Origin of the sequence: Streptomyces sp. NPDC048718, from assembly GCF_043198875.1 — a bacterium.
Taxonomy (GTDB): Bacteria; Actinomycetota; Actinomycetes; order Streptomycetales; family Streptomycetaceae; genus Streptomyces.
In genome coordinates, this window is sequence record NZ_JBICVG010000004.1 from 59,137 (window position 1) to 81,583 (window position 22,447).

Here is a 22,447-nt window from a genome sequence, read left to right on the forward strand (position 1 = left end):
CACCGTGTCACGAGCCAGGAGGGTTCAGTCGTGAACGATTGGCGGATCTACCGCGGGGCCGGCCATCCGCACGACGAGGTGCGGCGGCTGCCGCCGCCCCCGCCCTGGCGGGACTTCTCCTCCGGCGGCCCGGACGACACGCTCGCGGGCTCCGACCGGCGGCTCGGAGTGCGCCGCCGCCTCGTCCAGAACCACCACCCCCGGCCGGCCGAGACCGACGCCGTCAACGCGGCTCTCTATCTGCGCCGGCCGCTCCTCGTCACCGGCAACCCCGGCACCGGCAAGTCCACCCTCGCGCACGCCGTCGCGCACGAACTCGGCCTCGGCCGGGTCCTGCGCTGGCCCATCGTCAGCCGCTCCACCCTCCAGGACGGCCTCTACCGCTACGACGCCATCGGCCGTCTCCAGGACGTGCAGTTGGAGCGGGCCCGGGCCGACGCCGAGGGCACCGCCGCCAGTACGGCCGGCATCGGCTCGTATCTGCGGCTCGGCCCCCTCGGCACCGCCCTGCTGCCCTCCGAACTGCCCCGGGTGCTGCTCATCGACGAACTCGACAAGAGCGACCTCGACCTGCCCAACGACCTCCTGAACGCCCTGGAGGAGGGCGAGTTCGCCATCCCGGAACTGGAGCGGCTCGCCGACCGCGAACCGGTCGTCGACGTGCTCACCGAGGACGGGCGCAAGGTCCCCGTGCGTGGGGGAAGGATCCGCTGCACTACCTTCCCGTTCATCGTGCTCACCTCCAACGGCGAACGGGACTTCCCGGCCGCCCTGTTGCGCCGCTGCATCCGGCTGGAGCTCGAACCGCCCGGCGAGGAGCAGCTCGGCGCGATGATCGAGGCCCATCTGGGGCCCGGAGCGGCCACGTCCGAACCCGGTCTCGTCGCCCGTTTCCTCGACCGCGAGCCCGGCGAGGTCATCGCCACGGACCAGCTGCTCAACGCCCTCTATCTGACCCGGCACGCCCCGCGCACCGAGCGGGTCACCCGGGAACGCATCGCGGACATGCTCATGCAGCCGCTCGACCGGCCGAGGTGATCGCGGATGGACCCTGGGCGTCCGTCGCGGCTGGCGGAGCTGACCCGCAGGCTCCGGGCCGCCGGACAGGATCCGACGGCCGAGGAGATCGCGGACGCCGTCTGGCTCGCCCAGTGGCTGCCGTCGCCCGGTGCCGGCGGGGGGCCCGACGGGGGAGGGGCGGCCGGCCCGCTCGCGGGTGCCGGCTCCCACGGGGTTCCGCACGGAGGCGCCGGATCCGGTTCGGGGTCCGTTTCCGGTGACCTTCCGGGTCCCGAGGGGGACTGCCGGGACCCGGCCGCCCCGGGTCCGCAGGCCGCCCCGACCGGACCCGACCCCGACTCCAACTCCGACCACGACCCGGGCGCCACCCCCGCCTCCGTTCCGGGGCCCCGGCGCGCGGAGTACGTCGACCTCCGGCTGCCCGGGGGCGTACGCGCGCGTACGAGCGGAGGCGCGGGCGCGGGACTGGGCGCCGCGCTGCCCGTACGCGCGCCCGGCGCCAACGCGCTGCCCGGTCTGCTCGGCCTGCAGAAGGCGCTCCGTCCGCTGCGCCGTTACGCCATCGGACTGCCCGCCCGGCCCGGCGAGGGACGCCTGGACGAGGAGGCCACCGCCGAGCGGAGCGCCGCCCTGGGCATCCTCACCCCCGTACTGCGCCCCGCCGCCGGCCGCCGTCCCGATATCCAGCTGCTCATGGACACCGGGCCCGCCATGGTCGTGTGGGAGCGGATGGTCGAGGAGCTGCGTCAGGCGTGCCAGCAGTCCGGCGCCTTCCGCGACGTCCAGGTGCACCGGCTGTACGACACCGGCGAGGGGCCGCCGTGCGTCACCACCACCTCGGACCCTGAGGGCCGCCCCCGGCTGCGCCCCGCCGACCAGCTCCACGACCCCACCGGCCGCCGTCTCACCCTGCTGGTCAGCGACTGCGTCGGGCCGCTCTGGCAGCGCGGCGCGGCCCAGCGGCTCGTCCACCAGTGGCCCCGGCACGCGCCGCTCGCCCTGGTCCAGCCGCTGCCGCCGCGGCTGTGGTCCCGTACGGCGCTGCGGGTCGAGCCGGGCGCGCTGCTGCGGCCTCCCACGCCTGGCGGGCAGGTCTGCTTCGAGCCGGACGAGGAGGAGTGGGAGCCGGTCGCCGGGGACCGGCGGGTGCTGCCCGTGCTCACCCCGACCCCGGAGGCGTTCGCGTCCTGGGCGCGGTTGCTCACCGGGCACGGCGGGGGCGCGGTGCGCGGCTGGGCGGCCCGGGTCGGCCCGCCGCCGGGCGGTCCCTTCGCCCCGGCCGGTGCGATCACGTACGAACGCACCACCGCGAGGGACGCGCCCGGCGCCCCCGCGTACGCGCCCCTCCCGGCGCACACCCCCGTCCCCGAATACGCTCCCGGCGCCGCCCGGCGCGCGGACGACGAGCTGTTACGCGCCTTCCGCGCCGGAGCCTCCCCCGGCGCGGTCCGGCTCGCCGTCCATCTCGCGGCCGCCCCGCTCGCCCTGCCCGTGATGCAGCTCGTCCAGCGCGCGATGCTCCCCGACACCGGCCCCATGGAGCTGGCCGAAGTCCTGCTCAGCGGACTCCTCCGACGGCTTCCCGGGGCCACCCCGTACCCGTGCTTCAGCTATCCGCCGGGTGTGCAGGCGCATCTGCTCGGCTCGCTCGACCGGGGTGCCGCCGCGCTGGTCCTCAAACACTGCTCGGAGTTCGTCGAACGTCACTTCGGGCAGGGCACCCGGAACTTCCCCGCCCTCGCCGCCGCCCGCCTCGCCGGACACCCCGCCGACGCGGCGGACGAGCCCCCCGGCGCCCCCGGCGCCGCGGCCGGCGCCTCGGGCGGTCCCGCGCGCGCCCCCGCGCAGGCCGACTCCTCCGACTCCACCGGTTCGCTGCTCTCCGCCGGCCCGGGGGAGGAGGACGAGCAGCCCGCCGGCGCCGCCGCGGAGCTGTTCGCCCGTATCCCCGCGCGCGTGCTGCGTTTCTACCAGCCCGACCTGGTCGCCCCCGAACCGTTCGCCGCCGCCCGTCGGCTGTTCGCCCAGTGGCGCGGTCAGTCGGATCCGGCGCTGCTCGCCACCGCCCGCGAGCTGGCCGAGGCCGCGCTGAGCGGTGGCTACGGGAGCGGCGGCGGAAACGGCGGCGGGATCGGGGCCGGCGGGGTCGGCGGGGTCGGGGAGGGTGCGCCCGTCCGTCCCGAAGAGATCGCCGGGGCCCGGCTCGTGCTCGGGCAGGTGCTGTTCGCGCAGGCCGGGACCGCCGCCGTACGCGACCGGGGGCAGCGCCAGGACCTGCTGACCCGCGCCCTCGGCGAACTCGCCCTCGCCGCGCGCACCGCCCCGCCCGGCAGCGCAGACTGGGCCGAGGCCCGCCTCGAACAGGCCGCCACCCTGCACGCGCTGTGGCGGCACACCGGGGACACCGCCCGGCTCGACGCGGCGCTCGACGCGCTCGCCGGTGACCCGGCCGGGTGGCCCGAGAGTCACCGGCACGCCCTGTTCGCACGGCGCGGCCGGCTGCTCCTCGCGCGCGGGGAAGGCCCCGGCGCGGTGGCCGCGTTCACCGAGGCCCTGGCGGTGCGCGAGACCGGCCCCCTCCTGCTCGACCTCGCCGACGCCCTGCGTCTCTCCGCCTTCTCCCCGGACCCGGACCCGGACCCGGACCCGGACCCGGACCCGGCCCGGGCCACGGCCCCCGCCGCCACCCCCGTTTCCGTCCACGACGCCGAGGCCGACGCGCTCGACCGCGCCGAGCCCCTGCTCGGCGACTCCACCGCGCTCCGGCTGCGCTGGACCACCGCCCGGGCCCGGCTGTACGACGCCACCGGCGACGGGCCAGCCGCCGATGCGGCGTACGAACGCGCCACCCTGCTCACCCCCGCCGACGGCGAACAGCGCGGCCGGCTCCTGCTCACCTGGGGCGAGTCCCTGCTGCGCCGCGCCGCGACCGGCACCGGCACGGCCCCCGTCGACCGCGCCGAGTCCGTGCTGCGCGAGGCACTCACCTCTCTGCCCGCCGACACCCCGGTTCGCGCCCGGGCGCGGGTGCTGATCGGCAGCGTCCTCGCCCTCCGCTACGACCGGGCCGGGTTCCTTCCCGATCTGTACGAGAGCCGCCACCTCCTCGAACAGGCCGTCCGCGCCGCCCGCACCCCCGCCGAGCGCGCCGAGGTCTGGCTGCAACTGGGCTGGGTGCGGCTCCGGTTGGGCGAGACCGGTTGGGACGAGGGGCCGGACCAGGCCCTGCTCGCCTACGAGCGGGCCGCCGAGGACGCCCGTGCCGCGCACGGTGACACCCCCGGCACCGTCACCCTGGCCCGCGCGCTGCACGCCGAGGGTGCCGTCCTGCGGCTCACGGGCCGGCACGGCCGGGCCGTCGACGCCCTGCGGACCGCCGCCGGGCAGTGGCGCAGGCTCGATGCCGCGCTCATGGAGGTCGACCAGACGGACATCGCGCGCACCCGCGCGCTGCTCGCCGAGGCGGAGGCCGGACCGGGCCCGCTGCCCGGCCGGATCCCGCCCGCCGAACGGCGCCGGATCGCGCCACCGTGGTGGCCCTGGCGGGAGGTGGCCGGATAGCGATGTCGGCAGGCCGGTGTGGCGGCGAGCGACCGGATCGGCAACGGGGGCGCGAATGGGGGCAGTTGAGGTGAATCGGGTTTCCGCCTTCACGGCGTCGGGAAGAACCGCTGCGCCACTGCGGCCGTGGGGGACGAGGTCGGTGAGGAGGATCCGAGGGTGTTGGAGCACGCGGAGCCGGCGGCCGGAGACGGCCGGGAGACCGGACGGACGCCCCCGAACCCACCCAACCCGCTGTGCCTTCCCGCACCGCTCGATCTGCTCGATCCGCCCGGTCCGTCCGCCCCGCGCGACCTGCGCGAACCGTCCGACCTGCCCGACCTGCGCGAACCGTCCGACCTGCCCGACCTGCCCGGCCCGGCCGACCCGGCCGAGTCGTCGGATCTACCGGGGCTGCCCGATCTGGCCGCCGCCGGTCTGCGGGCCGTACGGCTCCTGGACCACCCCGCCCTGCTGGAGCGCGCCGAGCAACTGCTCGACCGTTCCGCCGACCTCGCCGAGGCCTGGGCCGGAGCGAGCGGCGATGGCCTGCCCTGAAGCCCGCCCCGGGGCCGACGGCCGGCGCTTTCCGGCCGGATGCGCGCATCGGCGGGGAGCGGCGGAGGTACGGGGAGCGGCGGAGGTACGGGGAGCGGGTCCGCGAAGTGCGCCGGGCGCGCGCCACGCACCGGACACGCCCCTGACCTCCCGTACGGGACGCGCGAGCCCGGGAGCCCGTACGCCCACCGGAGCCCGTACGCCCAGCAGAGCGGACACGCCCGCCCCAGCCGCCAGGGCCGCTCGCCCCGCCCCCGCCGTCCGGAGCCGGTCATGACCTCCGGGCCGCTCTCCGACACCGCCCTCACCCGGCTGGCCCACACCCGCCCCGAACCGGCCGGCACACAGCTCCTCGGGGCCGCCGTCCGCGCTCGCCGGCGCCTGCTGCTCAAGGCCCTGCGGCTGCGCGTCGACCGAGGGCGCGACGGCCCGCGCTCCGCGCCGTACACCCGGTTCGACGCCTCCTGGGCCCTGCTGGAACGCGCCGAACGGCATCACGCCGGCGCCGTCCGCGCGGTCGTCGACTACCCGGCCACGGGAACCTGGCTGGCCGCCGTCCTGGCCGCCCCCGAAGGCCCGGCGTTCGAGACGCTGCTCGCCCACTGGGACACCCTCGCCGTGGCGGCGTCCCTGCGCGCCCGCTGTCCGTTCGACCGGGAGCTCGTCACCCCGGGCGGCGTCCTCGCGCTGACCGGTGTCGGGCGGCTGCTGACCGGCGCGGAGCGCACCCGGGTCCGCTTCGTGGGCGGCCGGAGCGTCCGGATCGGCCCGGCCGGTGCCCCGCTCCCGCGCGCCTTTCCGTACGCCCTGCTGGTCGCCTCCGGGCCGCCGCCCACCCGGGTGCGCGGCACCGGACCTCAGTGGAGCCCGCTGCGTGCCCTGCCCGGCGGGTACGCGGTCCTGGACGACCTCGACCCCTACCGGGTCCCGCCCGACGGCGCCGGGCTGTCCGGCCGCCGGGCCGTCGGTCACGCCGCCGACGCCTACCCGCTCTGGGCGGCGCACTGGCAGGGCGCCCGCACCCTGCTGGCCCGTACCGACCCCGACCGGGCCCGGGAGATCACCCGTGCGGTCCGCGCCCTCGTCCCCATGGACCCCGCCGGCCCCACCGGCCCCACCGGCCCCACCGCACATGCTGGCCCCATGGACCCCACCGCCCCCGCCCGCCCCTTCGGTGCCACCCTCGCCGCCGCGCCCGGCGCCGTGCTCACCACCCCGCCCGCGAACCCCCGGGAGCTGGCCGAGACGCTGGTGCACGAGGTGCACCACGGCAAACTCGCCGCCCTGCACGCCCTCGCCCCGCTCTACCGCCCCGGCGGCCAGGCCCTCCACCGGGTCGGCTGGCGCGCCGACGAGCGGCCGGTCTCCGGCGTCTATCAGGGCGCGTACGCCCATCTCGCCCTCACCGACCTGTGGCGCCGGGCCGCCGACGGGGACGGACTGCCCGCCGCCTGGCGGACCCTCGCCGGGGAGAGGTTCGAGCGCTATCACGACGAGGTGGGCGACGCCCTGTCGATACTGCTTCAATCCGATCAACTCACCGACTCCGGACGAGAGTTCGCCGAACGGATGCAGCGGCACCACGTGAGTCTCGGGAGTACCGCCCGGGGCGTCCCGTAGGTGACACTGTGAAGGCGACCCGTGACACAACGTGGCACGCGAGCGGTGGGAAGTGAGCAGCGAGCACGACGAGCACGAGCACGACGAGTACGAGCACGAGCGACGAGGGAGCGCAGATGGCGGAACAGGGGCGGTCGGGCGGCGGGGCCGCCGCGGACCGGGGTGCGACGACGGCACCCGAACACGTCCTGGTGGTCTTCCCGGGCTATCACCGCCCCTGGGCCACCTGGATCGCGCAGCGCCTGGAGTCCTACGGCGTCCGGGTCACCCAGCAGCGCTGGGACCCGCCCCGCGAAGTCCCCCTCGAAGACTCCCTCGGCGATCTGCTGCTCGCCCGAGGCCAGGTCCTTCTCGTCCTCAACGACTGGTTCTTCGAACTCGGCCCGCGCCCCGCCGGCGAATGGAACGACGTGCTGCGCGGCTTCGTCGCCGCCCACGCCGAGCGCTTCGCCGCCGTCAACCTCACCAACCGGTCGCTGCTGCCCGCCACCGCCGTCCTCGAACCCGTCAGCCTCTGGGGCGTCAGCGAGGACGAGGCGGAGGCCCGGGTGCTCAGCCGCCTCGGCATCGAACCGCGCCGGACCGGCGGCCGCCGCGCCGCCCTCGGCCCCCTCGCCCGCTACCCCGACACACCGCCCGAGATCTGGGGCGAGGTCCCGCGCCGCAACCGCCGTTTCACCGGCCGCGACGACCTCCTCACCGAACTCCAGCAACGTCTCATGGACGCCGACCGGGGCAACGCCACCTGCACCCTCCTCGGCATGTCCGGCATCGGCAAGACCCAGATCGCCGCCGAGTACGCACACCGCTTCAGCCCCGACTACGACATCATCTGGTGGGTCAGCTCCGACGACCGCAACATCCAGCGCGACCGCCTCGGCGGCCTCGCCGTCGCCCTCGAACTGCCCGTCGGCAACGAGCCCGGCGAACGCATCCGCGCCGTCCGCGAGGCCCTGCGCCGAGGCACCCCGCACTCCCGCTGGCTGGTGGTCTTCGACGGCTGGGACGACACCGACGGCATCGACGTGATGCTCCCGCAGGGCCCCGGCCATGTCCTCGTGACCTCCCGCAACCGCGCCTGGGCCGATCACACCGACGTCATCGAGGTCCCGAGCTTCGACCGCGCCGAGTCCACCGCGTACCTCATGCGCCGCGCCCAGCATCTCACCGCCCGCGAAGCCGACGAGGTCGCCGCCGAGTTCGGCGACGTACCCCTGCCGCTCGTCCAGGCCGCCGCCTGGCTCGGCGAGTCCGGCATGGAGGTGGACGAATACCTGCGGATGGTGCGCGAGGGACGGCTGACCACCATGGACGAGCCCACCGGCGACGGCTTCCCGCACGCCTCCCTCACCTCCTGGTCGATACTGATCAACCGGCTCCGGCGGGCCCAGCCGCAGGCCGTGGAGATCCTCAGCCTCTGCGCCTCCTTCGCCCCGGGACGCATCCCTCTCGGCCTCGTCCGCACCCACCCCCAGGCCGACCTGCCCGAGGATCTGCGCTGGATGGCGACCGACCTCGCCGCCTGGACCCGGGCCCTGGACACCCTGGTCAACTACTCGGTCCTCACCCGCGACAGCCGGGGTGTCGCGAGTTCCGAGACCGGCCCCCACCAGGAGTCCGTGCACATGCACCGGCTCGTCCACGACATCGTGTCCCGGCTCACCGACGGAGAGCAGCGGGCCGCACACCGACGGGCCGTGCGCACCCTGATCGCCGAGGCCGACCCGGGCGATCCGATGGACAGCCGGCACTGGCCGCAGTACGCCGAGCTGCTGCCGCACCTCGCCCCCTCGGGCGCGCTCGCCAGCCGCAACACGCGCGTCCAGAACGTCATCCTCAACTGTCTGCGCTACTGCTACCGCAGCGGCGAGTACACGGCGGGCACCCGGCTCGCCGAGCTGATCCGCGCCGAGTGGTCGTACTTCATGGACCCGCTCGCCCAGCCGATGCTCGACCTCACCACGCAGGAGGGCAACATCCTGCGGTCCAGCGGCCGGTTCCGCGAGGCCCACGCCCTCGACCGGGCGCTGCTCGACCGGCTCGTCCGCACCACCCCTCGCAACGCGCTCGGCGAACTCTTCTGCAACAGCAACGTCGCCGCGAACCTGCGCTACCTCGGCCAGTACCAGGAAGCCGAGACCCTCCAGCGCCAGGTCCTGGACTCCTCCCGCGAACTCCTCGGTGACGCCGAGTTCGTCACCCTCGTCGCCCGCCACAACCTGGCGCTGGTGCTGCGGCTGCGCGGCCGCTACCAGGAGGCGTACGAGCACGACGTCGAGGCCCTCGCCCAGCGCGAGACCGTCCTGCGCACCCGGCACATCAACACGCTCAACTCCGTCAACGCGCTCGTCCACGACCTCTTCCTGCTCGGCCGCTACCGCGACGCCCTGGTGCGCCAGGAGGCCAATGTCCGGATGCACGTCCAGGTCCTCGGCGCCCAGCACCCGCAGACCCTGTCCGCGCGCACCCAGCTCGCCCTGTGCCGGCGCCGGGAGGGCGGCTCCCAGCAGGACATCGGGCAGCAGATGGAGAGCCTGCTGGAGCAGATCGAGCAGGTGCACGGCCGGAGTCACTACGTGACCCTGTCCTTCATCAACAACTACGCGAGCTATCTGCGCGAGCACGGCGACCTCAGCAAGGCCCGCGACCTGACCGAGGAGGCCGAGTCCGCCTACCGCAGCCTGCTCGGCCCCGTGCACCCCGTCTCCACCGGCATGCTCGCCAACACCGGCCTCGTCATGCAGGCGGCCGGCGAACGCTCCGACGCCCTCGCCCTGCTGGAGTCGGCCCTCGCCGGACTGACCTCGTCCCTCGGCGCCGACCACCCCTGGGTCCTGGGCTGCGCCCTCAACACCGCCGCCGCCCGCAACTTCAACGGGCGGGTCGCCGACGCCACGGAGCTGAGCCGGGAGACCCTGCGCCGGGCCCGCCACGTCCTCGGGGGCGAGCACCCGCTCACCCTCTCCTCGCAGGTCGCGCTCGCCGCCGACCTGCGCGGGCTGCGCGAGGTAGAGGAGGCCGGGAAGGTCGAGGCGGACGCCCTGACCACCCTCACCCGTACGCTCGGCGCCCAGCACCCGCACACCCTGTCCGCGCGCCAGCGCAACCGGCCGTACTGGGACTTCGACGCGTTCCTCGGCTGACCGCCCGGGCCGCGGGCCGGGTGGGCACGCCTGGTCGGTACCCGGACCAGGCGTACGGCCCGCACGCGGACACGCCGGAGGCCCGGCACCCTTCTCGGGTGCCGGGCCTTTCGTACGTACCGCCGTTGTCGGCTCCGTACGCCTGGATCAGGCGTCGAAGACCTCCGCGACCAGCTGCGCCTGCTCCGCCTGGTGGCGCTTGGCCGAACCGACCGCCGGGGAGGAGGAGTGCGGCCGGGAGATCCGGCGCAGACGCTCGCCCGCGGGGATGTCCGAGCCGACGGCCAGGTCCAGGTGGTCGATCAGGTTGAGCGCGATGAACGGCCAGGCACCCTGGTTCGCCGGCTCCTCCTGGGCCCACAGGTACTTCTCGGCGTTCGGGTACTTGGAGATCTCGGCCTGCAGCTCGGCACCCGGCAGCGGGTACAGGCGCTCCAGACGGATGATCGCCGTGTCCGTGACACCGCGCTTCTGACGCTCGGCCTCAAGGTCGTAGTAGACCTTGCCCGCGCAGAAGACGACCTTGCGGACGGCGGCCGGGTCGACCGTGCTGTCGCCGATCACCGGGCGGAAGCCGCCGGTGGTGAACTCCTCCACCTTCGACGCCGCGGCCTTCAGACGCAGCATCGACTTCGGGGTGAAGACGATGAGCGGCTTGTGGTGCGGGTTGTGGACCTGCCAGCGCAGCAGGTGGAAGTAGTTCGACGGCAGCGTCGGCATGGCGACCGTCATGTTGTCCTGGGCGCACATCTGCAGGAAGCGCTCGGGACGGGCGGACGAGTGGTCCGGGCCCTGGCCCTCGTAGCCGTGCGGGAGGAGCAGGGTGACGCCGGAGGTCTGGCCCCACTTCTGCTCGGCCGAGGAGATGAACTCGTCGACGACGGTCTGCGCGCCGTTGACGAAGTCACCGAACTGGGCCTCCCAGACGACCAGGGAGTCCGGGCGGGCCAGCGAGTAGCCGTACTCGAAGCCCATCGCCGCGTACTCGCTGAGCAGCGAGTCGTAGACGTTGTAGTGGGCCTGGTCCTCGGACAGGTAGAGCAGCGGGGTGTAGTCCTCGCCGGTCTCCTGGTCGACCAGCACCGCGTGGCGCTGGCCGAAGGTGCCGCGGCGGGAGTCCTGACCCGAGAGACGGACCGGGGTGCCCTCCATCAGCAGGGAGCCGATGGCGAGGGTCTCGCCGAAGCCCCAGTCGATGGTGCCGTCGTCGATCGACGCGGCGCGGCGCTGCATCTGCGGCAGCAGACGCGGGTGGACCGTGATCCGGTCCGGGATGTTCACCTGGGACTCGGCGATCCGCTTCACGACCTCCTGGGAGACCGCGGTGTTCACGGCCACCGGGAACTCCGCCTTGGCGTCCGGGACGTGCGTCGGCGCCGGGGCGGAGGTGACCTCGCGGACCTCCGCGAACACCTTCTCCAGCTGGCCCTGGAAGTCCTGGAGCGACTGCTCCGCCTCTTCCAGGGTGATGTCGCCGCGACCGATGAGCGACTCGGTGTACAGCTTGCGCACCGAACGCTTCTTGTCGATCAGGTTGTACATCTGCGGGTTGGTGAACGAGGGGTTGTCGCCCTCGTTGTGACCGCGGCGGCGGTAGCAGATGAGGTCGATCACGACGTCCTTGTTGAACGTCTGGCGGAACTCGAAGGCGAGCCGCGCGACGCGGACACAGGCCTCCGGGTCGTCGCCGTTCACGTGGAAGATCGGGGCCTCGATCATGCGGGCCACGTCCGTCGCGTACATGGAGGAACGCGAGGACTCGGGGGCCGCGGTGAAGCCGACCTGGTTGTTGATGACCACGTGGACCGTGCCGCCGGTGCGGTAACCGCGCAGCTGCGACATGTTCAGCGTCTCGGCCACGACACCCTGGCCCGCGAAGGCCGCGTCGCCGTGCAGGGCGATCGGGAGGACGGTGAAGTCCGTGCCTCCCTTGTTGATGACGTCCTGCTTGGCGCGGACGACACCCTCGACGATCGGGTCGACCGCCTCCAGGTGGGAGGGGTTGGCGACCAGGGAGACCGCGATCTGCTCGCCGTCGAGACCGGTGAAGGTGCCCTCGGCGCCCAGGTGGTACTTCACGTCGCCGGAGCCGTGCATCGACTTCGGGTCGAGGTTGCCCTCGAACTCGCGGAAGATCTGCGCGTACGACTTGCCGACGATGTTGGCGAGGACGTTCAGCCGGCCGCGGTGGGCCATGCCGATGACGACCTCGTCCAGGCGCGACTCGGCGGCGGAGTCGATGACCGCGTCGAGCAGCGGGATGACGGACTCGCCGCCCTCCAGGGAGAAGCGCTTCTGGCCGACGTACTTCGTCTGCAGGAAGGTCTCGAACGCCTCGGCGGAGTTCAGGCGGCGCAGGATGCGCAGCTGCTCCTCGCGCTCCACGCGGGCGTGCGGGCGCTCCACGCGGTCCTGGATCCACTTGCGCTGCTTCGGGTCCTGGATGTGCATGAACTCGATGCCGGTGGTGCGGCAGTACGAGTCGCGCAGCACGCCGAGGATGTCGCGGAGCTTCATCATCGTCTTGCCGGCGAAACCGCCGACCGCGAACTCGCGCTCCAGGTCCCACAGGGTGAGGCCGTGCTCGGTGATGTCCAGGTCGGGGTGCTTGCGCTGCTTGTACTCCAGCGGGTCGGTGTCGGCCATGACGTGGCCGCGCACCCGGTAGGAGTGGATCAGCTCGAAGACCCGGGCGGCCTTGGTGACGTCGTCGTCGTGCGACGTGTCGATGTCACGGAACCAGCGGACCGGCTCGTAGGGGATCCGCAGCGACTCGAAGACGTCGTCGTAGAAGCCCTCCTCGCCGAGGAGCAGGTTCGCGACGATGCGCAGGAACTCGCCGGAGGCGGCGCCCTGGATGACGCGGTGGTCGTACGTCGAGGTCAGGGTCATGACCTTGGAGACGCCCAGCTTGTTCAGGGTGTCCTGGGAGGTGCCCTGGAACTCGGCCGGGTAGTCCATCGAGCCGACGCCCATGATGACCGACTGTCCGGGCATCAGACGCGGCACGGAGTGGACGGTGCCGAGGCCGCCGGGGTTGGTCAGGGAGACCGTGACGCCGGTGAAGTCCTCCATCGTGAGCTTGCCCACGCGGGCGCGCTTGACGATGTCCTCGTACGCCTGCCAGAACTCGAAGAAGCTGAGCGTCTCGGCCTTCTTGATGCCGGCGACGACGAGCTGGCGGTCGCCGTTCGGCTTCACCAGGTCGATGGCCAGACCGAAGTTGACGTGCTCCGGCTTCACCAGGGTCGGCTTGCCGTCCTTCAGCGCGAAGGAGTGGTTCATCGACGGCATGGCCTTGATGGCCTGCACCATCGCGTAGCCGATGAGGTGGGTGAAGGAGATCTTCCCGCCCCGGGCGCGCTTCAGGTGGTTGTTGATGACGATGCGGTTGTCGAAGAGCAGCTTCACCGGGACGGCGCGGACGGACGTGGCCGTCGGCATCTCCAGCGAGGCGTTCATGTTCTTCGCGACCGCGGCGGCCGGGCCACGCAGCGTGATCAGCTCGGGGCCGGCGGCGGGCTCGGTGTCCCGGGCCTCGGCGGCGGCCTTGGCGGCCTTGGCGGCCTTGGCGGGCGCGGGCTTGGCGGCCGGGGCCGGGGCAGCGGCCTTCGCCGGAGCCGGAGGGGCGGCCGGGGCGGGCACGGCGGCGGGAGCGGCAGGTGCGGCCTGTGCGGGGCCCGCCTGCGGCGCGGCCGGCGCGCTCGGGGTGCCAGAAGTGGCGGCGGCCGGGGCGGCGGGGGTCTCCGCGGCACCGGGCTTGTAGTCGGCGAAGAAGTCCCACCAGGCGCGATCGACCGAATTCGGGTCCTGGAGGTACTGCTGGTAGATCTCGTCGACGAGCCATTCATTGGCGCCGAAGGCGGCTACAGGGGACTTGCCCTGCGCGCCCTGGTCGGCCGGGGAACTCGGGGTACTGGGGGACTGAGACGACACGGCGGCAACCGCCCTCTTCCGCTTCACAAGGTGATGGACAGCGGAAATAGAGGCTACGCCTCCCCGCCCGGGAGGTGCAGGCCGGGCGCTCCAACGTCACGTAAGTCACACTCGACGCCGTGTTTCGGAGCCGGGAATGGCGGGAAACAAGCCTGGTTCCGCTTCGTTCAGGGTACGAGAAACGACGGCTGCGACCCCTATCGGCCGCGCGCCCTGTCCACGTACACGCAGAACGTGTTCTTCCGGTTCGAACCCTACGTCAATCGCGCGGCGGAAGGCTTCCCGGAAGAGTGAGTCTGATCCGGCAGCCGCGTGAGGATTCGGCCACGCCGATGCGTCCGCCGTGCAGATCCACCGCCCAGCGGGCGATCGCGAGCCCCAGTCCGGTGCCGCCGTCGCTGCCCGGACCGTGCTGGGCCTGCGCCGGGACCACGCCCCGGTTGAACCGCTCGAAGACCTTGTGCCGCTCCGCCTCCGGGATGCCCGGCCCCTCGTCCCGGACCTCCAGCTCCAGCGACTCCGGATACGGGCCGCGGCGCGCCCGCACCGTGACCCGGCCGTGCGGCGGGGAGTGCTTGACCGCGTTGTCGATGAGATTCGCCATGACCTGGTGCAGCCGCTCCGCGTCCGCGTACGCGGTCAGCTCCGGCGGCGAGACGTCCAGGTGGAGATGGACGTCGGTGCGGCGGTGCAGACCCGAGGTGGAGGACAGGCCGCGCTGGGACGCGGCGAGGTTCGCCTCGCGCAGAATCCCCGACAGGTACGGCCACACCTCGAAGCGGCGGGCGCGGAGCGTGACGACACCGTTGTCGAGGCGTGAGAGGTCGAGCAGTGTCTCCACCAGCCGGCCCAGCCGCTCCGTCTGCTTCAGCGCGGTCCGCATCGTCTCCGGATCGGCCTCGGAGACCCCGTCCACCACGTTCTCCAGGACGGCCCGGAGCGCGGCGATGGGGGTGCGCAGCTCGTGCGAGACGTTGGCGACCAGCTCCTTGCGGTTGCGGTCCACCGCCTCCAAGTCGTCCGCCATGCGGTTGATCGTGGAGGCCAGGTCGCCCAGCTCGTCCCGGCGGTCCGCGCCGCGCACCCGGCGGCTGAAGTCGCCGCGCGAGATCGAGCCGGCGACATGGTTCATCTCGTCGAGCGGGGCGGTCAGGGACTGCGCCACGAACTGCGTGATCAGCAGGGTGGCGATCATCGCGAAGATCGTGATGTAGCGGAACTCGGTCGAGGTCCGGATCGCCACCAGGGCGAGACCCGAGGTCAGCAGCACCGCGCCGACGACCAGGGTGCCGAGTTTGGTCTTGATCGACACGGCGATGCGGCGGCGGCGCGGGGGGCCGTCGTGGAACGGGCCGTCGTGGAACTGGTGGTGGTGGGGGTCGGGCCGCCGGCCGGCCCGGTCCCCGCGGTGCGCGGGGCCCCGCCCGCGGGTGGGTCGGTCCCCGCGCACCCTGGCCGAGGCGCGGGCCCGCAGGGCGTCCCCGAGTCTGTTCCAGGGGCCGCCCTTGGGGGTGCTCCCGGTGCCGGTGCCGGTCCCGGGCTCGTCGCCCCTGAGGACGTACCGGAAGGCGTCCCCCAGGGGCCCCTCGGGGATGTCGCCGGGGTACTCGCCGGGGTCGTCCCCGGGCATGTGTGTCTCCGGGAGCGCCTCGGCCTCCCGGGCCGGACGGGCGCCGGTCTCCCGTGCCGGACGCTGTTCCCGGCGCCGGGTGCCGGGCGCCCACCCCCGCGCGCTCACGGTGCCGGGGTCTCCAGCGCGTATCCGACGCCGTGCACGGTACGGATCCGCTCCGCGCCGATCTTCCGGCGCAGCGCCTTGATGTGACTGTCCACGGTCCGGGTGCCGGAGGCGTCCGCCCAGTCCCACACCTCCGCGAGCAGCTGCTCGCGCGAGAGCACCGCGCGCGGGGTGTTCGCCAGACAGACCAGCAGGTCGAACTCGGTCGGCGTCAGATGGACGTCCTCGGCCCGGACCCGGACCCGGCGCTGCGCGTGGTCGATCTCCAGCTCGCCGAGCCGCAGGATCCCGCTGCGCGGCGTCGCCGCGGCGAGCGCGGCCCGCTCCACCCGGCGCAGCAGGACGTGCACCCGGGCCGCCAGCTCGCGCATCGAGAACGGCTTGGTCATGTAGTCGTCCGCGCCCACGCCCAGACCGACCAGCATGTCCGTCTCGTCGTCCCGCGCGGTGAGCATGAGCACCGGGACGGGCCGCCGGGCCTGCACCCGGCGGCAGACCTCCAGGCCGTCGAAACCCGGCAGCATCACGTCGAGGACCATCAGGTCCGGCTGCCATGCCTCGGCGGCGTCCACGGCCGCCGGGCCGTCCGTCGCGGTCTGCACGAGGAACCCCTCGGCGCGCAGCCGGGCGGAGATCGCGTCCACGATCGTCGCGTCGTCCTCGACGACGAGCACGCGCCGCTGCGCCCCCGGGGTGGCCGCCGCACCGTGATTCGTGGTGTGTGTCTGCTCCATTGCCCCGCCTCGCGTCGCCGATGTCGGTGCAGCAGCCTAGAGGCAGCCGAGCCGCCAAGGCTACGCAGGTGATCAGGAGGGCCGGACCGCGAGGTGGACCACGTCCGGGACGCCCCGGGCAACCGGCACCTCTTCCGTCCGTACCCCGTTGAATCCGGCATTCCGCAAGGACTCCTCGAAATCGGCGGACGGCCGGGCCGACCACACGGCCAGGATTCCACCCGGTGTCAGACGGGCGGCGCAGGTCGCCAACCCCTCGGCGGAATAAAGGGATTCGTTGTCCTCGGTGACCGTCCAGTCGGGCCCGTTGTCGATGTCCAGGCACAGCGCGTCGTAGTGGTCGGGGGTGGTGCGCAGATGCTCGACCAGGTCCGTGTGCAGGATCACGGTGCGCGGATCGACGAGCGCCGCGCCGGAGACGGCGGCGAGCGGACCCTCGCGGTGCCAGTCGATGATGGCGCTCTCGCGCTCCACGACGACGATCCGGCCCCAGCGTTCGTCGGCGGCCGCGTGGGCCAGCGAGAAGCCGACGCCGAGACCGCCGATGAGGACGGACGGCGCGGGCCGGTCCTCGGGCAGCGCGTCGCGCGCCGCGTCGATCAGCAGCCGCTCGGAACGGCCGTCGGAGGTGTCCATCAGGAAGGTGCCGTTGGCGATGATCTCGTAGTGCTCGGTGCCGTTCCCGAAACCGGTGCCGGTGCCGTCCGCCTTCGTGCCGGCGCCGGTGCGCGTGCCGGTGCCCTCCGCCTCGCGTCTGCGCAGGACGACCTCGCCGTACGGGCCTTCGCGGCGGTCGAGGGTGACGGGGCTGTTCATGATCACTCCGTGGCGCTCGGTGGTACGGGTTCGCCCGTCAATCCTGCGGGGGAGCGGGCGGCCGGGACAACCGCTTTGGCCGGGCTGGGGCGTTATCCGGCCGGGGGCGGCACGGCGGGGTGCGCGTACGGGGTTTGGCGGGCGGAGGGCGGGGCAGGGCTTACCGAATCGCCGGCCGGAGGGCCGGTGGAACGCTCCCGCGCGGGATGGCCGGCGGGGTGGACCGGAGGGGTGCCGCGGGCGGGAGGTCGTGGGCGGGAGGTCACGGGCCGGTCGGCGGGCCGCCTCCCGGGAGCGCGTCGAGGACCCGCTGGAGCGCGGGCGGGCGCGGGGCGCCGTCCCGGGTGACGACGACCCGGTGCCTGTACGTGATCTCGTACGTGAACCCGTCGGCCACCGGGGTGCCGTACGGCTGCTCCGGTACGTAGGCGTAGGCCGGGTTCTCCAGCGCGGCGCGCAGGGCGGCGGTGTTCTCGGGGGTCATCGTGCCGGGGGAGGGCTGCCCGGCGCCGTGGGTGAGCGTGAAGGAGCCGTCGTAACGGACCGTCAGCCGGTTGGTGATCCCGGCGAAGCCGCCGCTGGCGACCACCTCGACCAGCTCGTCCGTGGGGGCGGGCGCGGGTGTGGGGGCGATCCATGGGGGACCGGTCCACGAGGGACCTGGATCCGTGGGAGCGAGATCCGCGGGGGCGGGGGTGGCCGAGGGAGAGGCCGCCGGGGCCTGACCGCAACCGGTCAGGGCGATGACGACGGCCAGGACGGTGGCGGCCCCGAGCCTGCGCCGGAGGCCGCGGCTGTAGGTGCGCTCGCTTTGGAGGGGGCGACCGTGCTCGTGTCCGTACGGCTCCGTGTGTTCCGTGTGTTCCGTGTGTTCCGTTTCCATGGGGCGAGCCTGCCCGGTCGCGGGGGCCGCGCCCGGCAGGACGCGGCCGTCCGGCGGTATGGCCGCGGCGAGGGGGTGAGCCTCCTGGGCGTCATGCGATCCGGGGCCGGCCGCTTCCGGGTGACCGAAGTGCGGCCGTCCCCGGGCGCCGCTATCACTTTCGGCCAGGTGTCCGTCTGGTCGACCTCGGCGCACAGCCGTCCCGCTGATGCCGCGTCGATCCGCTGGCCCCAGGGCACGGGTGGGTGGAGCGTCCTGCGAGACGGTCCAGCCCGCCGGTCATCCACGCCGATGGGATGGCTGGATATGGCGTGGGGGCATGACCGTGGCGAGGGTGCCTCGCGGGGAGTGTGTTCGCTCAGAGCGAACAACTCGTCCGTTCGGGGGTGTGTCCGACGGGGGCGTCCCCGCTCGGTTCGCCGCCGAGGGCGGCTCGGGCAGCCAGTCGCGCGAGGGGTCGTATTCCAGCCGCTGCCCGCACCTCGCCCGCGCGGCGCAGGCAGCGGTGAGACGGGCCGGTCCGGGGTGGTCGTGGCCGGTGCGCCCGGCCAATGACCAGGTATATAGAGGGGTGGGATCGGTCGACGGGACCGCGCGCGGTCCGGGAGCGTCCGGCAGGGGGACATCGGCGGGTAGCGGCGAGAAACGGCGTGAATCTTCCGTCACCCCTGCGAGGGAATGAATGGGCGTCAGGGTGACGCCCATGGCGATGCCGCGGAGGCCGAAGCGCTCGGTGAACCGGTGAAGGAAGTCGAGCCCGTCCGGCGCGCCCGGCGCCCGCAGCGGACCGCCGCTCAGTTGATCGGGCCAGGGCCGCCGAGTACCCGGTCGCGGTACTCCTGGAAGGCGTGCCGGCCCGAGGGCTCGCCGGGCGCGAGCAGGTCGCCGGAGGAGAGGTCCAGGGCCCGGCAGTCCAGGGCGTCCGCGATGCGGAATATGAAGGGGAGTACGTCGTCGCCGAACTCCCTGATGTGGAGCATGAGCGAGTACTCGGGTTCCTCGGTATTGATGCTGATGTCCATCGACCAGGTGGGGCCGAGAAGTTCGCCCCACGAGCAGTCCGACAGGCCGATCTCGGGAACGGCCCGCCGCACGGCGGCGGCCACCTCGTCGGGAGTGCCGAGCAGGGGTGGGCTGTAGTCGACGGGCAGGTCCTTCGCCGACGTGATGTTGGCGGGCATCCGGAAGAGGAGAACTTCCCAGCTCATGATGTTTCTTCGGCGGACGTGGAGGAAGGTGCGGGCGACCGGTCCAGTGCGAGCTGTTCGCCTGGGGAGGCGGGGGTGAGTACGGCACGCATCCGATCGATGCTTGCCCGCCAGGCGTGGGCATCGGCGGATGAGACCCAGGCTTCGAGGAGCTCGGAGGGATCGGTCATGACGCGATCGAGCGCTTCGAGGGCGAGGGTGCGAAGGTCGGTGAGGTCGGGAAGCGGCGCCTCCGGACCGTCATGAGACTCTTCGAGGGCATGGCCGCCGCATTGGCCGGCGACCAGGGCGGCCGCCGCGACGGCTTCGTCGGCGATGCACGTGTCGAGACCTCCGGGGGCGTCGGCGGCGCGGATCAGGGTGTCGCGGACAAGGGCGTGACGGTTCTCGGCGGGGGTGTCGTCAAGGCCGTCGCACCAGTCCGCGGCGGTGTCGTTGTCGAAGGGACCGGTGCCCCAGGTGCCCATGCTTCCTCCCCCTGGAGAGCTTCGGACCTTGAGTCCTTGAGCCGATGTCCGGGCATCGTGGCACCCGCCACTGACAGTGGACGCGCACCGGCAGGGATCAGGGCTCCCGCACGTCGTCGGGCGGACGGCGGATGTGGACCATGCCGGCGTCCAGGTCCACCCGGAAGGGCGGGTCCTCCGCCGGTTTGACGTTCTTGCGTACGCGTTCCTGTTCCATCGCGCGCTTGACCGCCTGGGCCCCGGGGTCGCCCTCCTGGATGAAGTCGACGCCGAGGGACGAGAGGCCCTTGGTCTTGCGCCAGTAGATCCAGCCGCGCGCCTCCAGGGCGAGTAGCGCGCGGTCCACGAGGAACGCGCCGGCGCCCAGCGCGACGACGACTCCGCCCACCCACAGCAGTACGGTCACCGGCCGGCCCCCCGCCCCCGGCGCGCGGCCTCGGCGTCGGACACGGGCGGGAGCGGCGGGAATGTCAAGAACGCGGCCATGGGCGCGACGCTACGCCGCCGCCCGCGGCGGGTCGAGGGCCCCGCCGCACGGCGGCGGACACGGCCGTGAATGTCCCGTCCCGATTGTGGCTGCATCGAGACCTGGTGCTGACCTGTGGAATGAAAGGAAGAGCTGGTCTATGTGGCCCGCTTGTGTCCAGATCGACTTTGCATCTTCCAGACGGTATCGATGCCTGTCGCGACATGGGCGCCCGCGTGCGAGGTGCCGTGGCTGACTCCGTGATCCGCGGCCTCTTTGAAGAGGTGTGCGAGGACCTCCGGCAGCACGTGGTGGCTCGGACTGTCGCTCTCGGGCATGGAGGGGATGGGGCCTGTCGCCTGTCGCCTGCATGGCCCATCGATCCGGGCGACTGTCAGCGGCGGTCAATAGCGTGGCTGTGGGTGGCCTACACAGCTGGGAGGGGGGAAACGTATGCTGCGCTCGCTGGGGCAAGGGAAACCAAAGGGGGGTATCCATGTCGCGAGCTGTGGGGAGCGGCATAGCCGAACCCGTCGACCGCCGCACGTTCACGACCTGCATGGAACAGCTCCAAGAGGGCTACATGCAGAGTGTCGCCGCGACCGCGGGCTGTCTCTTCATCAAGCAGGGACGTGACATGTTCGGCATGGACGCCATGCTCGTGCGCACATCCTCCGACCCGCTGGGGGAGGAAGCCAGCTTCTACGTCCAGATGAAGAGCACCACGCAGCTCACCGTCAACGGGGAAGCGGAATCCTTCGGGTACCGCTTTGAGAAGCGCGACTACATGGAGCGTCTGGTCCGCCCTCGCCTAGGCATGAAGTCCCTACTGGTCGTTATGGCAATTCCCAAGGGGCAGGCGGAGTGGACGCGGACCGCACACACGCATCTGGAGGTCAAGCAAGCCTGCTACTGGCTGAACCTGGAGGGGATGACCGTTCCAGCGGTCGAGAGGCCTTACGTTCGGATTCCCACCGCCAACCTCTTCAACGCCGAGACGCTGACCGCCATTATGGGAAAGATCGAGAGGGGTGAGCAGCTCCATGGCTGACCTGGCATCGACCGGGCTCGATCTGTGGCGCGTCGACCCGACCCGACTCACCACCCTGATGACCGAAGCCGGCTGGACACTCGTTGGCCGTCGCAGCGGCATTTATAACAGGCTTGCCCCTCCCGGTGAACCTGATCCTCGCGCTGGTTCCTTTGTAGTTCCTCTGGACCGCGAGGCGCCGGAGTACATCGAGGTCCTGCAGAGTCTGCTTCAGCAGGTGAGCGCACCCAGCTATCGCAGCCTGTGGGCCCGGGCGATCGCCCCACGACTGTTCACGGATCCCACGGACGAGTTCCGATTCCGCAGAGAAGCAGCCTTCCCTAGCGGACTCATCTCCTGGCGGGAGGGCGAGCGGCTCATTTCCTGCGCCCGCCGCACCCTGGTCGCAGGTGCCAAGTCGTACATGGACCAGGCGCGGCATTTCGGTAACCGGCACGGTCAGTTCGCCAACCGCTACCTCGACTCGGTACTGATGGGACAGACGGAACCAGGCAGCTACATCGTCAAGGCGTTCGCTCCGTCAGCGACGACAGTGCTGCTGCGTAAGCCTTCCGTCTCGGCGCCTGCCCTGGATGTGGGTGCGGCAGCCGGACCGTATGGGCGGGATGTCAGCCACGCGGTGGTGAAGGCGCTGTCCGCGACTGTCGAGGCCATTGATCACTATCGCTCCAGTGGGTCTCTCACGGGCTTCGACGCGGGCGTGCGAGAAGGGGTCTCGTACGAGATGGCGACTGCCATTCTCGGGATCACCGAGCACTCTGACGGATCGGACATCACGATCGAATGGGACACCTCTGTGCCAGGCGGCTTCGAGGAACCTGTTTCGCGTTACGAATTCTCCGGCGGCGATGCGGTCATCTTGGAGAAGGCGGCACATCGGCTGGCTGCGGCGGAGGACGCTGGGTTCGTGACGGTGACTGGTCGGGTTCACTTGCTCGCCCGTAAGGAGGCCGACGGCCCTGGCGTCTTCGGAGTTGAGAGCATCGTAGGGGGGCAGCCCCGGAAGGTCCGTGTACGGCTGGCCGACGAAGACCAATACCACGAGGCCATTCACGCGTACGAAGAGAACCTCGCTGTGCAGGTCAATGGCCGACTGGAGCGTGAAGGGAATCTCCACTGGCTCTACGATGCCAGCGTCATGCGCACGGTCGGATCGGTGGACGCCCTGCAACGCGCTGAGGAAATGGAACGCCCCCAGGCCCCACCGGTCACACGGGGACAGCTAAGCATCGACGACATGGAGTGAATCAGAATCCGACCCCTTGGG

The 22,447-nt window shown here is 72.5% G+C and carries 15 protein-coding genes; 7 read left to right on the forward strand and 8 right to left on the reverse strand.

Annotation, left to right across the window (positions count from 1 at the left end; genetic code table 11):
- Positions 1 to 30: 30 nt before the first annotated feature.
- The 5 genes from ACGFRB_RS08565 (at position 31) to fxsT (ending at position 9,881) form a co-directional block, all read left to right on the forward strand.
- The gene (locus ACGFRB_RS08565) at positions 31 to 1,038 is read left to right on the forward strand and encodes a MoxR family ATPase (protein ID WP_363001384.1); all 1,008 of its coding nucleotides are present in this window, start codon (positions 31 to 33) and stop codon (positions 1,036 to 1,038) included.
- 6 nt (positions 1,039 to 1,044) lie between these two features.
- On the forward strand, positions 1,045 to 4,581 hold the full coding sequence (locus tag ACGFRB_RS08570; protein ID WP_393240727.1) for an SAV_2336 N-terminal domain-related protein: 3,537 nt from the start codon (positions 1,045 to 1,047) through the stop codon (positions 4,579 to 4,581).
- Between the two features lie 159 nt (positions 4,582 to 4,740).
- Positions 4,741 to 5,118: a hypothetical protein gene (locus ACGFRB_RS08575; protein ID WP_393240730.1), complete on the forward strand. Its 378-nt coding sequence runs from the start codon at positions 4,741 to 4,743 to the stop codon at positions 5,116 to 5,118.
- Positions 5,119 to 5,391: 273 nt separating this feature from the next.
- The gene (locus tag ACGFRB_RS08580; protein ID WP_393240733.1) at positions 5,392 to 6,738 is read left to right on the forward strand and encodes an aKG-HExxH-type peptide beta-hydroxylase; all 1,347 of its coding nucleotides are present in this window, start codon (positions 5,392 to 5,394) and stop codon (positions 6,736 to 6,738) included.
- A 116-nt stretch (positions 6,739 to 6,854) separates the two neighbouring features.
- Positions 6,855 to 9,881, forward strand: a complete 3,027-nt coding sequence (gene fxsT / locus ACGFRB_RS08585; protein ID WP_393240736.1) for an FxSxx-COOH system tetratricopeptide repeat protein — start codon at positions 6,855 to 6,857, stop codon at positions 9,879 to 9,881.
- A 147-nt stretch (positions 9,882 to 10,028) separates the two neighbouring features.
- On the opposite strand, the gene ACGFRB_RS08590 is transcribed toward fxsT, so the two are convergent.
- The 8 genes from ACGFRB_RS08590 to ACGFRB_RS08625 form a co-directional block, all read right to left on the reverse strand.
- The gene (locus ACGFRB_RS08590; protein WP_393240739.1) at positions 10,029 to 13,817 is read right to left on the reverse strand and encodes a multifunctional oxoglutarate decarboxylase/oxoglutarate dehydrogenase thiamine pyrophosphate-binding subunit/dihydrolipoyllysine-residue succinyltransferase subunit; all 3,789 of its coding nucleotides are present in this window, start codon (positions 13,815 to 13,817) and stop codon (positions 10,029 to 10,031) included.
- Between the two features lie 259 nt (positions 13,818 to 14,076).
- Positions 14,077 to 15,135, reverse strand: a complete 1,059-nt coding sequence (locus ACGFRB_RS08595) for a HAMP domain-containing sensor histidine kinase (RefSeq protein ID WP_363001787.1) — start codon at positions 15,133 to 15,135, stop codon at positions 14,077 to 14,079.
- Between the two features lie 416 nt (positions 15,136 to 15,551).
- Positions 15,552 to 16,289 carry a response regulator transcription factor gene (locus tag ACGFRB_RS08600; protein ID WP_361236058.1) on the reverse strand — a complete coding sequence of 246 codons (738 nt, stop codon included), beginning with the start codon at positions 16,287 to 16,289 and terminating at the stop codon, positions 15,552 to 15,554.
- 72 nt (positions 16,290 to 16,361) lie between these two features.
- Entirely contained in the window at positions 16,362 to 17,105 is a 744-nt protein-coding gene (locus ACGFRB_RS08605) for a spermidine synthase (protein ID WP_393240742.1), read from the reverse strand.
- 262 nt (positions 17,106 to 17,367) lie between these two features.
- The gene (locus ACGFRB_RS08610) at positions 17,368 to 17,988 is read right to left on the reverse strand and encodes a hypothetical protein (RefSeq protein WP_393240745.1); all 621 of its coding nucleotides are present in this window, start codon (positions 17,986 to 17,988) and stop codon (positions 17,368 to 17,370) included.
- Positions 17,989 to 18,782: 794 nt separating this feature from the next.
- Entirely contained in the window at positions 18,783 to 19,196 is a 414-nt protein-coding gene (locus ACGFRB_RS08615) for a hypothetical protein (protein WP_393240748.1), read from the reverse strand.
- Positions 19,193 to 19,663: a DUF4259 domain-containing protein gene (locus tag ACGFRB_RS08620; RefSeq protein WP_393240751.1), complete on the reverse strand. Its 471-nt coding sequence runs from the start codon at positions 19,661 to 19,663 to the stop codon at positions 19,193 to 19,195. Before ACGFRB_RS08620 ends, ACGFRB_RS08615 begins: the two co-directional genes overlap by 4 nt.
- A gap of 97 nt (positions 19,664 to 19,760) precedes the next feature.
- Positions 19,761 to 20,069, reverse strand: a complete 309-nt coding sequence (locus ACGFRB_RS08625; protein ID WP_393240754.1) for a hypothetical protein — start codon at positions 20,067 to 20,069, stop codon at positions 19,761 to 19,763.
- Positions 20,070 to 20,625: 556 nt separating this feature from the next.
- Between ACGFRB_RS08625 and ACGFRB_RS08630 the strand changes: the two genes are divergently transcribed.
- Together ACGFRB_RS08630 and ACGFRB_RS08635 are read left to right on the forward strand one after the other, a co-directional pair.
- On the forward strand, positions 20,626 to 21,180 hold the full coding sequence (locus tag ACGFRB_RS08630) for a DUF4365 domain-containing protein (RefSeq protein ID WP_393240757.1): 555 nt from the start codon (positions 20,626 to 20,628) through the stop codon (positions 21,178 to 21,180).
- Positions 21,173 to 22,426, forward strand: a complete 1,254-nt coding sequence (locus tag ACGFRB_RS08635) for a hypothetical protein (RefSeq protein WP_393240760.1) — start codon at positions 21,173 to 21,175, stop codon at positions 22,424 to 22,426. The genes ACGFRB_RS08630 and ACGFRB_RS08635 overlap by 8 nt, the downstream gene beginning before the upstream one ends.
- The last annotated feature ends 21 nt before the right edge of the window (positions 22,427 to 22,447 follow it).

Excerpts from the sequence above, each read along its gene's own strand:
- ACGFRB_RS08570 (WP_393240727.1), top strand. The coding sequence starts at position 1,045 with ATGGACCCTGGGCGTCCGTCGCGGCTGGCGGAGCTGACCCGCAGGCTC.
- ACGFRB_RS08580 (WP_393240733.1), top strand. The coding sequence starts at position 5,392 with ATGACCTCCGGGCCGCTCTCCGACACCGCCCTCACCCGGCTGGCCCAC.
- fxsT (WP_393240736.1), top strand. The coding sequence starts at position 6,855 with ATGGCGGAACAGGGGCGGTCGGGCGGCGGGGCCGCCGCGGACCGGGGT.
- ACGFRB_RS08600 (WP_361236058.1), bottom strand. The coding sequence starts at position 16,289 with ATGGAGCAGACACACACCACGAATCACGGTGCGGCGGCCACCCCGGGG.
- ACGFRB_RS08605 (WP_393240742.1), bottom strand. The coding sequence starts at position 17,105 with ATGAACAGCCCCGTCACCCTCGACCGCCGCGAAGGCCCGTACGGCGAG.
- ACGFRB_RS08610 (WP_393240745.1), bottom strand. The coding sequence starts at position 17,988 with ATGGAAACGGAACACACGGAACACACGGAACACACGGAGCCGTACGGA.
- ACGFRB_RS08615 (WP_393240748.1), bottom strand. The coding sequence starts at position 19,196 with ATGAGCTGGGAAGTTCTCCTCTTCCGGATGCCCGCCAACATCACGTCG.
- ACGFRB_RS08620 (WP_393240751.1), bottom strand. The coding sequence starts at position 19,663 with ATGGGCACCTGGGGCACCGGTCCCTTCGACAACGACACCGCCGCGGAC.
- ACGFRB_RS08630 (WP_393240757.1), top strand. The coding sequence starts at position 20,626 with ATGTCGCGAGCTGTGGGGAGCGGCATAGCCGAACCCGTCGACCGCCGC.
- ACGFRB_RS08635 (WP_393240760.1), top strand. The coding sequence starts at position 21,173 with ATGGCTGACCTGGCATCGACCGGGCTCGATCTGTGGCGCGTCGACCCG.